Raw genomic sequence first — 14,595 nt, 5'->3', positions numbered from 1 at the left:
TTATGAGAGTTCACATTGTAGGTGCAGGTGGTCATGCAAAAGTTGTAATAGAAATAGCCGAGATGTTGGGTTACAGAATTGCAGGCGTGTATGATCAAAATGAAAAAGTAAAAGAAATATTGAACTATCCTGTTTGTCACGATTTTTCTAATATACCACACAGTGAAAATGTGTTTTTTGCGCTAGGGAGTAATCTTAACAGGAAAAAAAATGCAGAACATGTCCCATCACAATATATCAATCTGATCCACCCTGCTGCTGTTGTTTCAAAAAATATACATTGGGGCACAGGCAATGCTGTGATGGCTGGTGTTGTTATCAATTCTTCTTGTAAAATTGGGAATCATTGCATCATCAATACTTCGGCCAGTATAGATCACGACTGTGAAATTGGAGATTACGTTCATATATCACCTCAGGCTGCACTTGCAGGAAATGTAAAAGTGATGGAAGGTGCACAAATTGGGATAGGTGCTTGCATCAAACAGAATATCACGATTGGTAAATACTCTGTTGTAGGTGCAGGATCTGTTGTCTTGAAGGATGTTCCGGACAATGCTGTCGTGGTTGGTAATCCTGCCAGGATTATGAAGAGAGGTGGCTAGTACCGATTACGGAAAATTGTAATGTTGTACTGCAGTTTAGATGCAAAATGGATTGTGTGAAAAATTGTTCATTTAGATTATTTTTATAATTAAATTAACTAACTTTGCAAAATCTTATAATATAACTAATCAATTATAAATATTTACCTCAAAAAAATAAAATTGATTTTTGAAATTGATTTGACTAAAATTAAATATTAACGGTGACAGTTTTGTTAAAATAATTGATATTCAGTAAATAATAATTAAATAAATAATGGAATCTAAAATCTGGCTATCATCGCCTCACATGGGGGGCGGAGAAATGAAATACATCCAAGAAGCATTTGAACATAATTGGGTTGCTCCATTGGGTAAAAATGTAGATGAATTTGAAGTAGCAATTGAAGATTTTCTTAATGAAAATAAACTGGCATCAGCGCTCAGTTCTGGAACGGCTGCTTTGCACCTGGCTCTTGTTCAGCTGGGTGTAGGGTACGGTGATGAGGTAATTTGCCAGTCTTTTACATTCTCTGCATCAGCCAATCCGATAAAATACCTCGGAGCTACTCCTGTCTTTGTAGACTCGGATCAGACCAATTGGAATATGTCACCCCAGTTTTTGGAGGAAGCTATTACAGATCGTATCAAAAATCATAAAAAGCCAAAAGCTGTCATTGTAGTTCACCTATACGGTATGCCTGCTCTGATGGACGAGATCCTGGACATATGCAAGCGCTATGATATCCCATTAGTTGAAGACAGTGCAGAATCTTTGGGTTCCACCTACAAAGGGAGAAAATGTGGGACATTTGGGGAATTTGCTTTGCTTTCCTTCAATGGAAACAAGATCATTACAACATCAGGTGGCGGTGCTTTGGTAACCACTACAAAAGAGCAAAAAAACAAGACTATATTTCTTTCTACCCAAGCCAGAGATAACGCACCTCATTATCAGCATTCTGAAGTAGGTTATAATTACAGATTAAGTAATATATGTGCAGGGATCGGAAGAGGACAGATGGAAGTATTAGACGAAAGGATCTTACAGAGAAGAGCTAATCACGATTTTTACAAAGAAATATTTTCTGAGATAGAGGCTGTAGATGTTTTTACAGAAGTTAATTCAGATTTTTATTCAAACCATTGGCTTACCAGTATTACAATTAATAAAAATTTGACAGCAAAAACAAATCATGATTTAATGAATGCTTTTGCTGAAAAAAATATAGAAACACGTCCCCTGTGGAAACCAATGCACCTTCAGCCCGTTTTCAAAGATTGTCCGTATTACGGAGAAAATGTTGCCGAAGAATTGTTTAACCACGGACTTTGTCTGCCTTCTGGCTCCAACCTAACAACTGATGATAAAAAAAGAATATATGATGTTGTAAGTAATTTTAAATTTATAAAATAGCCACCAAAAAAATGGAGAAGGATAAAAATCCTAAGAGATTTTCACTCAATGATAATGTATTGGATCTAGCAGATCTCAAATTTTTCCCCAGATGGGTTATCTTAGTTATTGATGTACTGATAGTTATTGTGTCATTATTCATGTCACATTTGCTTATAATGGGTCTGGAGGTAAAACACTACAAGGTATTCCCGCTGCCTTATGTTTTTTTATTCATACTGGCGATGAATGTCTTTTATATGTATATATTCAAGACCTATCTGGGCGTTATAAGACATTCTACTTTTGTAGATCTTTTTAAAATTTTTCTTGCAAACCTGTGTGGGGTACTCAGTATTATCATCATTAATTATACGTACTACTTAACCACATCAGAAAAGGTGGTTTTGATTCCTTTTCTGGGCCTTTATTTTGCAATCTCTTCCTTATTTTTGTTTGTTTTCCGCCTTTGTGTGAAAGGATTCTTTAACATTATTAAAGAAAATAAAAGAAGCGGCAGTAGAAAAAAAATCTATATTTTAGGAGATGACGACACCTCTGTTGCGATAGCGCAAGTGATTTTGAGTAATCCTAATCTTCCTTTTGATATCCGTGGTTTTATATCTTATAATAATAAAAAAGTAAGTATCAAATTATTAGATAAGAAAATTATTACTAAGGCCAATTTTATTAATAACCTGAAAGTTGGCGATAACGAGGTGAGTGGTGTTCTTGTTATCAAAGAGGCATTACAGAAAGAGGAGCTAGAATTTTGGGTCAATGTATTTTTGGAGAACAATCTTAAAATATACAAGGCCCCATCTATGCAGAAATTGCGGGGCAAGGAGATGATCAACCATATTAACACCATCCAGATTGAAGATCTTCTCAACAGGAGGCCGATAAAGCTGGACAATATGGAAGTCAAAAAAAGACATTTCCAAAAAACAATATTGGTAACTGGTGGTGCAGGATCTATCGGAAGGGAGATTGTAAGACAGGTGGCCCTGTTGGAACCTCTGCAAATTGTAATTTTGGATCAGTCCGAGACACCTCTTTATGATACAGAGCTGGAAATGAAGGAAACCTATCCTCATATCAATTTCAAATTTGTCCTGGCAGATATTTCAAACCTTACCCGTTTGGAGCCTATATTCAGGAAGTATAATTTTTCTATGGTGTACCACGCAGCAGCGTATAAACATGTACCTCTTGTAGAAGAAAACCCACACGAAGCTGTACTTGTAAACGTGATGGGAACCAAGAATCTTGCATTGTTATCCAGTAAATATGAGGTGAACAGGTTTGTGATGGTTTCTACAGATAAAGCGGTGAATCCTACAAATGTAATGGGTGCGTCTAAAAGAGTTGCAGAACTATTTGTACAGTCCCTCCAGAATCTTGAAGGTAACAAAACAAAATTTATCACCACCCGTTTTGGTAATGTCCTTGGGTCTAATGGCTCTGTCATTCCGCATTTTGGAAAACAGATAGAGAAAGGCGGACCGGTAACAATTACACATCCCGATATCGTTCGGTATTTTATGACTATTGCAGAAGCTTGCGAACTTGTCCTAAACGCCGGTACTATGGGTGGCGGTGGAGAGATCTATGTCTTCGATATGGGAGAGCCTGTTAAGATTCTGGATCTTGCCAAGCGAATGATCAAATTATCTGGGTTTGAACCAGATATTGATATCAAGATCATCTACACAGGACTAAGACCTGGAGAAAAATTATACGAGGAACTCCTGAGCGATAATGCCAGAACATTACCGACTTCTCATGAGAAGATTATGATCTCCAAAGATCCATCGATGGAGTTTCAGGATATCGATGAGTTAACAGAGCTGGTTATCGATTATTCCAGAAAAGAAGAGAAGCAAGAGATCGTACGGGTATTAAAATCTATAGTAAAGGAATTTAAAAGCAATAATTCTATATATGAATCGTTAGATAGATAAGTTTGTTTATATTTGCAAACTTGTAATAAAAATTATCTTTCAACTCTTATGAAGAAATATTTACTATCTGTTGGCCTGCCATTGTTGCTTATGGTAGCGTCTTGTAAACCCAGACAAGATATAGATTATATGAAAAATATTGAGGATGTGGCAATTCAAACATCTCAAAGACAATATTCTTCCACAATACAGCCTGCTGACCAATTATCAATTGTGGTGCTTGCTAAGGATAATGAGGTTGCAAAACCCTTTAATCAGAATTATTATTCTACCGACGTTTCCCAATTTTCTACAATGCCTAGTCGCAATGCAGGAGTTGAGCCAACTTATTTGGTAGATAGTAACGGTAATATTGATTTTCCGATTTTGGGAACTTTAAGTACTAAAGATAAAACGATAGAAAATTTCCGAACAGAACTTAAAGAAAAATTATCAAAATATATAAAGAATCCGGGTGTTAACATCAGAACTACTAACTATAAAGTTACAGTATTAGGAGAAGTTAACAGAACTGGACAGTTTCCAATACCGGAAGGACAACCTACTACGATTCTTAATGTTTTGGGAATGGCAGGTGATCTTACTATTTTCGGACAGCGTAAGAATATACTGTTGATTAGAAATATAGATGGAGCAACGACCAAACATTATATAGACATTACAGACGCAGAGTTTTTCAATTCTCCGGAATATTACGTAAGACAAAATGATGTGATCTATGTGTCCCCCAACAATGCTAAGAAGAGTTCATCATCTTATGGCCCACAAACAGGCATCATAATATCTATTGCATCCATACTTCTAGGGGTGTTGGCACTTTTGATTAGATAAATCCGTTTGTTTACAAAACAATGGAAATACTGTTAATTATCACATTTTTTTAATCATTTGATTTTAATATAACTTAAACGTTTGATTTTAGGCGATTTTTATATTAAAATGAGAATAAAAACGGAGATATGTTGTTTTTGTGTTTATTATTTTCATTTTAGATAGATTTGTGATATATTTAATTTTTTATTGAGGATCATAGAAAAGATAATAGACCTGAAAATATAGCCTCTGATTTTAAATAATTTAGTAAAAGAAAAATTTAGCTGTAATAATTTGATGATTGCAGTTATAACAATAAAATAATAACTTGAATGGACGTTAAGCGAAAAGAAGAAGAGATCAATTTAAATGAACTTATCAAACCTTATATCAAAAAATGGTATTGGTTTGTAATTGGAGTTATAAGTTTTTTATTATTAGCTTTAATTTATATTAAATTAACAATTCCTGTTTATAAAGTACAATCATCAGTTTTAATAAAAGATGCAAAGAAAATGTCCAGTGCTTCTGGAGATTTCGGCGTATTATCCGGTCTAGGCGGTTTTGCCGGAATGGGAACAAACAGTATCGAAAATGAACTGGAGATTTTCAAGTCCAAAAGAATTATTGAGGATGTTGTAAAGAACAAAAAACTGCAGACCTCATTATACTCCCGGGAGCAGTTCTATGATGTAGAATTATATAAGGATACCAATCCATTTAACATCTATGTGATCAACGAAAAACTATACGAAAAATTACCAAAAAAACCAATTGATATCAGTGTAAAAGGTGACGAGATTACCCTGACGTCTGACGAATTCAAGGCGCCGGTAAAATCTACTTTTAACAAAACCATAAGTTTACCGTACGCCAACTTTATGATTGTGAAAAATCCAAATTTTAACCGTAAAAAAGTTAAAGAAATGGATTTGGATGATCTGTATTTTACCTATTCTAATGAGGAGTCTACAGTTGACAGTTTTCAGAAAGGTTTAGATATTGATCTTGTCGATAAGGATGCCACTGTTATTGGTATTGCGATTAACCATTCCAACCAAGATAAGGCCAAAGACCTGCTGAATAATATTGTCTTGATGTACAATGAGTATGCAACACTCGATAAAAATACAGAATCTAAAAAAACCAAAGATTTTATCGATGAAAGAATAACACTTATTTCCAAAGAACTGGGTGAAGTAGAGTCTCAAAAGGAAAATTTTAAGATTGATAATGATATTGTAGATATTGGGGCAGAAGCCAAAATTAATTTGCAAATCTCTACAGAAACCAGAAGAAGAACGCTGGAATTGGAAACGCAGACAGAGCTTACCAAGATGCTTATCGGTTATATTAATTCTCAAACCAACAGTTATCAGGTTTTACCTACCAATATAGGATTGGACAACGCTACTGCCACCTCTAATATTGTTGCATATAATAAATTGGTGATGGACAGAAGCCGTCTTTTGGAAAATGCCACCGCAGAAAATCCGATGGTGCAGGAGATTACCAAAGATCTTAACTCTCTAAAAAATGCAATGAAGGAAAGTCTTTCCAGATCTCTTACTACTTTACAATTTACAAAGAATCAGGTGGTTGGTGAGCATTATTCCAGCGAAGGCGAGATACAGAAAGTACCTACAAGAGAAAAATTATTTAGAAATATAGAAAGACAGCAGCAGATCAAAGAAAACCTGTATCTGTTACTTTTACAAAAAAGAGAAGAAGCTGCCATTGCAATGGCGATTACCAGTGATAAGGCTAGAGTGGTAGACTATGCGTATGCTTCTCCAAAACCGGTAGCACCCCAAAAACTTTTGGTACTTCTTGGCGCTGTTATTTTTGGTTTACTGATACCATTTGTTTACATCTATTTGAGAGATCTTTTGAATACCAAATTGGTAACCAAACAAGATATGGATAAGCTTACATCTGTACCTGTTTTAGCAGAAATACCAAGAATCTCTGGCAAAGAAAGTGAGTTGGTAAGGCTCAATGATGTAACGCCATTAGCCGAGTCATTTAGGATTTTGGTGACCAATATCAATTTTATGTTAGCTAAAAAAACAGAAGCCAATATCATCTTTATTACGTCTACGGTCAAAGGTGAAGGTAAAACATTTGTTTCCGTCAATCTGGCTCTAGCATTAGCATCGATGCAGAAGAAAGTATTGGTGATAGGGTCTGATATTAGAAATCCACAACTGCAGAGATACAATCCATCTATGAAGGGATCCAAAGGCCTTACGGAATATCTTTACGGCGAAGTAGATTCTGTTAAAGATATTATACACCCAAGCGGCTTCAGTCCTAATTGTGATTTTATTTATTCTGGTAGCATCCCTCCAAATCCTGCAGATCTTCTTCAGAACGGCAGATATCAGGATCTATTGGACGCTCTTAAAAAAAGTTATCAGTTTGTAATCCTTGATACAGCGCCTTTGATGCTTGTAACAGATTCCTTCCTTATTTCTAAGTATGCAGACGCAACCATTTACGTCACAAGATCAGAAGTGACTGAAAAAGAGTTTATTCATTTTGCTAATAAAAATATTGGATCCGAAAAAATTAAAAATGTTGGATTTGTGCTGAATGATGTCCATAAAACAAATTTTGGATACGGTAACAAATATGGATACGGCTACCAGGCAGAAGAAAAAGGATTGTTTAATAAAATAAGGGGCTGGTTTGGTGCTCAGCAATAAGAAAATCAAGCTCTGTATATATTAGAGAACACAAATGATTAATGAAAAATAAAAAAACAATAATTAATGTCTTAACTTCTGGAGGACAAGTAGCACTTATAGGAATTATGTACTATTTTTTGTACAGATTCTTATTGGACAAACTTGGTATCAAGTTGCTAGGGGTATGGTCTGTAGTCATGTCAACATCTTCTATAGCTAATATTGCAGACCTTGGTATTGCAACATCTATGGTTCGTTTTGTAAGTCTTTATGAGCATAAAAATAATTTAAAAAGAATACCTCAACTTATTTTTACAGGGATTGTATTAAATATTTTAATATTTATCCCTATTTGTTTAATAATATGGCCAATCGCCTATTTTTTATTAGGAAATATTATTGAGGAAGACTTTGTAAGTTTGGCAAGAGATTTACTGCCTTTTTCTTTGATATGCGTTTTGCTTAATTCATTAGCTGGAGTTTACGGCTCAATATTAGACGGTTTTAGAAAGAATTATATTAGAAATTCCATTTTTTCGTTTTCTTCTATTTTATTTTTGGGAATTACAATTTGGAGTGTGAATAAGTTTGGATTAATTGGCGTCGTATGGGCGCAAGTTTTTCAATCTTTTTTATCACTATCACTTTGTGTAATTTTTGCAGTAAGGCTGATTAGATTTAATCCATTCAAATGGAATTGGAATAAACTGATATTTAAAGAGATTTTTAGTTACGGTATCAAGTTCCAGTTGACGTCCATTACAGGGATATTGAATGAGCCTGTAACAAAGATGCTAATGTCAAAATTTGGAGGCTTGGCATTTACAGGTTATTATGAAATGGCAAGTAAGCTTGTGATGCAAATCCGTGGTGTGATCGTAAGTGCTAATCAAAGCCTTATGCCCTTAATGGTAAAAGAAAGTGTTGAGAAAGACGAAAGTCCCACATTCTCTATCTTGAGTTTTAGTTTTGCCGGTGTTTTCTTCATTTCAATGTTCTCTCTAACCCTTCTGAATATACTTTCACCAATAGTTTCCGAGGTATGGATAGGACACAAAGAATCTATTTTCATCAACGTGCTACTTCTGGTTTCTATTTGTATGTTCATAAACTTGTTATCAGCACCAACATATTTTGCGCTACTGTCAGTTAATAAATTAAATCCGATTATCATATCCCAGTTACTTATGGCGACTATCAATATTATTTTAGGCTGGGTATTAGGAAGTTTATTTGATGGATATGGAATTGTTATTACTTGGATGATTGTTGTTATGGTTGGATCTTGGTATCTCATTAAATCCTTGGAGTTCCAAAACACTTTGAAATTATTTAATAATATTAAACTCGGAACATTTTTTTTTATAATAATTAATATTTTGCTTATAACTTCATGTAGGCTGTATCCGGATTATAGTTATTATTTCCTAATTGTAAATCTCGTTACTTTTGCGCTGATGTTTTTTTATATTATGAGAAAAATAAAATATTTATTACAATAATTCAATGATCATAATATGAGGCTTTGTACAATTATTATTTTATTTCATCCAGAAGATGATTTATTACTAAAATCGCTTCCGGCTTTTAATAGTGAGACTGAGGGTGTAATTATCTGGAAAAATTCAGAGATTTCCGAAAAGTGCGAAAAGATAATTAAGCAGTTTGACAAGGCTGTTATTGCGGGAGATGGTAAAAATGTTGGCATTGCAACTGCTTTGAACGAATCTATTAAGATCGCAGAAAAATCGAATTTCACACACGTTCTGACAATGGATCAGGATAGTTATTTTGATGATGGAGTGATTACATATTACAAAGCAAAGATTCTCAGTACCACATCTGAGAATGTAGGAATTTTTGGGATTAATCCTCTGCAGGGTAATCGTACTTTATATGAAGTAAATTCTGGAATTTTGAACGTCTCTGATACTATTACTTCCGGATCTATATTTAAAATCAGTAATTTTCAAAAAACTGGATACTTCAAAGACGATTTTTTTATCGATGCTGTGGATTATGAATACTGTTACAGGGTAAAAGACAAGTACAATTTGGGAACAATTGTATTTTCTGATATACTATTAAATCATACAGTAGGCTACATAGAAAAAACTAAACTTGGTTTTTCAATCAACAACTATTCACCATTCCGAACTTATTTTATAATAAGAAATCAGTTTCAAATCTGGAAAATGTATCCTTCTATGTTCCCCGCTGGTTATAAAATAACATTGTTAAAGGACCACCTGTTATTCCGGATTATAAAAGTTATTATTGCTGAGGACAACAAGATAAAGAAGCTAAGGGCAATTGCTACAGGATTTTATCATTTTTTAATTAATAAATCAGGATATTACAACATAAATTCAAAATTCGATTCATAAATGAACGCTAACGCTATCTTCACCATCTGCGCCAAAAACTATCTTGCTCAGGCACTCACACTGAGAGATTCGGTTTTAGAACATCATCCGGATGTGGATATGTTTATATTCCTTGCCGATGAAGAAACAAGTGAGGTATCACAATTTGAACTTGTTACTTTGGATGATTCTTGGATTCCAAATTGGTGTAATATGGCATTCAAATATAATGTGATCGAGTTTGCAACGTCTATAAAACCATTTTGCTTCAAAAAATTATTTGACCAAGGTTATGAAAAAGTAATTTATCTAGATCCCGATATTTATGTAACAGATAATTTGGCACCTATATATGATTCTTTAGACAAATATTCTATGGTTATCACACCTCATTATAATCATATTGAGACCAATTATACAGGTGCGGTCACCGAAGAAGAACTACTGTTTGTAGGTATTTACAATCTGGGATTTGGAGCAATAAAAAACAATGAAATTGGTAATCAAATCGTAGAATGGTGGCAAAACAGATTGTTTGATAAATGCTATGCTGATAAAGAAGATGCTTTGCACGTTGATCAAAAATGGATAGACTTCCTGCCTGGTTTTTTCCCGAACGATCTATTAATTTCACATCATCCGGGAATCAATATTGCAATTTGGAATCTGCACGAGAGAGAACTTAAGATTCGCGATAATAAGTATGTGATCGAAGACCTTAGAACTAAAGAATTATTCCCACTTTTGTTCTTTCATTTTTCTGGTTTCGATCCTTATAATAAAACAGTAATTAATAGAAGACATCCGAGATTCAATATAGATGTTTTCCCATCTTTTGTTCCAATTATCAATAGTTATTCTGAGATTGTTTACAGAAACAATTATGATCTTTTTTCTAAACTAAAATATTCTTTTAATACTTACAAAAATGGAGATGTGATCATTCCACTTCACAGAAGATTATACAGACTTTATTCAGAGAATAATAGGGAAGCTTTTGACCCATTCGAAAATCAAAATAAATTTTACCAACTTTTGAAATCCAAAAGATTGATTTTGAAAGATAATACAGCAGATTACAATTTAGGAATCAAGAAAGAAAATAATACAGATATATCCAGGATAGACCAAGTTTTTAATGCATTAGTGAAATTATTTATTTTTGTATTTGGCATCAAGCGCTATTTTTTCCTTATAAAATATGTAAGAATGAAGACGAGATTGGAAAGCCAGGATTTTTTAATAGACAAATAATTTTGTTGTAATAATATACTAATAATATGAGAATAGGTTTTGATGCATTTCCTTTACAAGAAAACCCTAGTGGTATTGGGAAATATGTTTTAAATGTATTAGAGGAAATCATAAAGGAAATTCCTGATGCAAGTTATTATGCTTATTCTAATAAAAAAATTGGTTTACCTGAAACTATAGATAAGACAATTAAAAAGAGAGAGTTTTATCTGGGTTTCAAAGGTAAAATGCCTGGAAAAGTTTGGTTGAAACTCTTTGCTGGAAAAGATATAAAAAATGATAATTTAGATTTTTTTATTTCCACCACAGGATTTTTCCCACAGCTTTCTCATAAAGTCAAAAAAATAGCAATAGTACATGACCTCAATGCAAAATTGGTCCCGGAAACAATGGGAAAAATGCATTATTTAACTCACTTGCTTTTTTTTAAGAAAGATATTATCAACGCAGATTTTATAATATCTAATAGTTCGGGTACTGCGGAAAAACTTTTCTTCTATTTTAAAAAGGAAACAGATGAGATCATAAATCCTCCAGTGTCTTTGGATTACAAATTAAGAACATCCAATGAGATAAATGAGGTGACAAAAAAATATAATATTTCTGAAGATTATATACTTTTTGTCGGGAATCTGGAACCGAGGAAGAATCTCGTTTTTGTTTTGAAAAATTTTATAGAATTATTGGATCAGCAGAAAATCAATAAGGTAAAATTAGCAATAGTAGGCCTCAAAGGTTGGAATGATAATGAGATCCAAACCCTACTCAATAGGTACTCTGACAATGTAAATGCCTTGGGTTATGTTGCTGAGTCTGATCTTCCTGTTTTATATTCTGGTGCCAAATTGTTTGTTTTTCCATCTATTTACGAAGGATTTGGTATTCCTGTAAGAGAGGCATTGTTATCAGGAACACCCGTTATTACCTCTGATATTAGTGAGTTGAGAGAGGCCGGTCAGATTGCTGCTAACAGTGATATGGTGACCTACATAGATCCTAATAATTCAGATGATTTTAAAAGAAATGTGTTGAAATATCTTAATAAAGAAATCAACAGAGAAGCCAGTAAAAATAGCAAAATACAAATATCAAAACTGATTAATTTTATTAATAAGAATTGAATAAAAAAAACACAATTATAAACAAATAATATAATTTGGATCTTACATCGCTGTATTTTCCGTAAAGTAATAATTAATGAATTCAATAGCTATAGAAAATGAAGAAGTAATTGATGCTGTTCCACAATATCGCTGCAACACTATATATCTATTGATGTTACGGTTTTATTTTATTTTTTTTCCAATGTACCCTTTGATATCAAAATTTCTTGGTACATCACTTTGGAAAGACGGTTTGTATATATTTTTCACCTTATTAGGTATTAATGTATTTATAAAAAATAAATTCTTTATCTGGTATTTTTTGGCCATAGCACTTATCATTTTGTTCCAAGTATCCCAAGGATATAGCTATATGGAATATTTGACTTGGTTTTTTATGGGTCCACCATTGTATCTCTATTTTCGGTACATTAGTGTCAAAGGATTTAAAACAGATCTAAGAATCCTCATGTTCATTATGATCATAGGCTTTCTATTTGTTTTCCTTTATGAAATTCCCACTCAGGATTCCATGTTTTTTGAGTCTGAAAAAGAAACTGGATCTGGCGCTTTTTTCTTAAGAGAAGGTATTACTAGAGCTCGATTTGGATTTGTAAGCCCTATGGCGTTTAGTCAATACTCCTGGTTTATCGCTGTTATAGTTTTAATTAATGGTAATTTCAAAAAATATGCGCGTTTCATTTTTGTCATATTAATGCTCATTTCTATTTTTTATTGTAATACCAGAGCTGGTATTTTTTTAACAGTCCTTACTGTTGGTGTCTATTTTTATACAAAATTCAATTTTTATAAAGTCAAGCTCAATAATTTTATTGCTGTACTTGTGATAGCAGGCATTGTGATTTTCAAAAATTTTGTTTCAGGACAAAATGCAAATCATAATAACGAAACACTATCCGATGAGTTACGGATGTTATTACTATTAGACGGAATCAACAAAGCAAAAGAAAATTTCATACTCGGGGTTTCTGGAGAATTTTTTTCACCGAGAGCAGAAGATTGGTATGATTTTGAAAATTCTTGGCTGTCTCTGATCGTTTGTTTTGGGTTGTTGGGTATTTTTTTAATTGTACTATTATTTAAAAACCTCGTTTTTACAACAACCAATAAGTATCTTTTGTTTTTAATGATTCCGTGGCTCGGTTATTCATCTGTGTTCCCAATTTTGCAAGAACCTACTGCAGTTTTCATAACTTGGTTTATTATTGTTGCAATTCTGAATATAGATAAATGGAAATCACTTAATGCATTAGAATAAAGGAAAAAATACAAACAAATGAAATTAATTGTAAATGCAAGATTTTTGACGCAGCAGATTACCGGCGTACAGCGATTCGCAATAGAGCTATCGAAGAGGCTAAAAAAGCAAACCGATATTGATGTTCAATTTGTTTCGCCAAAAGGCGTTATTCATACAGATCTGGCTAATGAATTGAATGCAAAAGTAATTGGTCATTTTGGTGGTCATTTATGGGAACAATTTGAGCTCCCGCGATACTTGAAACGTAATAATTATCCAATGCTCTTAAGTCTTTGCAGTACTGCACCGGGCTTTTATATTAACCAAATTGTTACACATCACGATATTACCTACATCCGTTGTCCCGAAAGTTTTTCAAAGAAATTCATTGGCTTCTATAAGTTTATTGTCCCCCTGATGCTTAAAAATTCTAAAAAGATAATTACCGTAAGCAACTTTTCGAAAGATGAAGTTTCCAATTATTTTAAAATTCCAAAAGATAAATTTGTAGTAATATATAATGGTGTTGACGCAAAGCAGTTTAATACATTAAAAGCAAAAGATCCTTCTGCACCCAAATATATTTTAGCTGTTTCATCTAGAAATTTTCATAAAAATTTTCAAGGTCTGATAAAAGCTTTCAAAGATATTAAAGATGAATTGAAGGATGTAAATCTATATATTGTCGGTAGCTCTGAGATCAAATCTTTTAACAATATAGCGCTTGATATTGAAGATTTGAAACAGGAGAAGAGAATTCAGTTTTTAGGAAGGGTAGATGATCAGGAATTAATAGAGACTTACCAAAAAGCTTCCCTATTTGTATTTCCTTCATTTTATGAGGGTTTCGGTATTCCACCATTAGAGGCGCAAGCTTGTGGTTGCCCTGTGATAGCATCAGATAAAGCGAGTATGCCTGAAGTATTGGCTGATTCTGTTTTATATTTTGATCCAACTTCTACAGCAGAATTATCCGAGCAGATAAAATTTTTCTATAATAATCCAGAACAAAAAGATAGGCTTGTGGAACAAGGTTTTCAAAATATAAAAAGATTTGATTGGGATAATTCTTTCAGAAAACTTATGGAAGCAATTAAGAAATAATGTCAAAGTTCAAAATTTTCCTCATTAATTAAATCGTTTATATGAGCAATAAATCCATAA

At 33.2% G+C, this 14,595-nt stretch carries 11 protein-coding genes; all 11 read left to right on the top strand.

The features are described 5' to 3' along the window. Window positions 1-2 precede the first annotated feature (2 nt). The 11 genes from F564_RS0100805 to F564_RS0100755 all read left to right on the top strand — a co-directional run bounded on the left by F564_RS0100805 (window position 3) and on the right by F564_RS0100755 (window position 14,535). Window positions 3-605 carry an acetyltransferase gene (locus tag F564_RS0100805; protein ID WP_034980366.1) on the top strand — a complete coding sequence of 201 codons (603 nt, stop codon included), beginning with the start codon at window positions 3-5 and terminating at the stop codon, window positions 603-605. Window positions 606-861: 256 nt separating this feature from the next. Next, window positions 862-2,001, top strand: coding sequence for a DegT/DnrJ/EryC1/StrS family aminotransferase (locus F564_RS0100800; protein WP_028120918.1), 1,140 nt, complete (start codon window positions 862-864; stop codon window positions 1,999-2,001). A gap of 11 nt (window positions 2,002-2,012) precedes the next feature. Beyond that, entirely contained in the window at window positions 2,013-3,944 is a 1,932-nt protein-coding gene (locus F564_RS0100795) for a polysaccharide biosynthesis protein (protein WP_028120917.1), read from the top strand. Between the two features lie 48 nt (window positions 3,945-3,992). Next, complete coding sequence (locus F564_RS0100790; protein WP_028120916.1) at window positions 3,993-4,775, top strand: polysaccharide biosynthesis/export family protein; 783 nt, start codon at window positions 3,993-3,995, stop codon at window positions 4,773-4,775. 314 nt (window positions 4,776-5,089) lie between these two features. Then, window positions 5,090-7,465 (top strand): GumC family protein, encoded by a 2,376-nt coding sequence (locus F564_RS0100785; RefSeq protein WP_028120915.1) that lies wholly within the window; start codon window positions 5,090-5,092, stop codon window positions 7,463-7,465. Between the two features lie 41 nt (window positions 7,466-7,506). Then, the gene (locus tag F564_RS0100780) at window positions 7,507-8,949 is read left to right on the top strand and encodes an MATE family efflux transporter (protein ID WP_028120914.1); all 1,443 of its coding nucleotides are present in this window, start codon (window positions 7,507-7,509) and stop codon (window positions 8,947-8,949) included. A gap of 15 nt (window positions 8,950-8,964) precedes the next feature. After that, window positions 8,965-9,834 carry a glycosyltransferase family protein gene (locus F564_RS0100775; RefSeq protein ID WP_028120913.1) on the top strand — a complete coding sequence of 290 codons (870 nt, stop codon included), beginning with the start codon at window positions 8,965-8,967 and terminating at the stop codon, window positions 9,832-9,834. After that, on the top strand, window positions 9,835-11,067 hold the full coding sequence (locus F564_RS0100770) for a glycosyltransferase family protein (protein ID WP_028120912.1): 1,233 nt from the start codon (window positions 9,835-9,837) through the stop codon (window positions 11,065-11,067). 26 nt (window positions 11,068-11,093) lie between these two features. Further along, on the top strand, window positions 11,094-12,188 hold the full coding sequence (locus F564_RS0100765; RefSeq protein ID WP_028120911.1) for a glycosyltransferase family 4 protein: 1,095 nt from the start codon (window positions 11,094-11,096) through the stop codon (window positions 12,186-12,188). Window positions 12,189-12,264: 76 nt separating this feature from the next. After that, window positions 12,265-13,449 (top strand): O-antigen ligase family protein, encoded by a 1,185-nt coding sequence (locus tag F564_RS0100760; protein WP_028120910.1) that lies wholly within the window; start codon window positions 12,265-12,267, stop codon window positions 13,447-13,449. 18 nt (window positions 13,450-13,467) lie between these two features. Continuing rightward, window positions 13,468-14,535, top strand: a complete 1,068-nt coding sequence (locus F564_RS0100755) for a glycosyltransferase family 4 protein (protein ID WP_028120909.1) — start codon at window positions 13,468-13,470, stop codon at window positions 14,533-14,535. The last annotated feature ends 60 nt before the right edge of the window (window positions 14,536-14,595 follow it).

Source organism: Epilithonimonas tenax DSM 16811, from assembly GCF_000428485.1.
In the GTDB taxonomy this organism is placed as follows: Bacteria; Bacteroidota; Bacteroidia; order Flavobacteriales; family Weeksellaceae; genus Epilithonimonas; species Epilithonimonas tenax.
The sequence above is the reverse complement of the archived record's forward strand: the minus strand, read 5'-3'. Positions and strand labels throughout refer to the sequence as shown.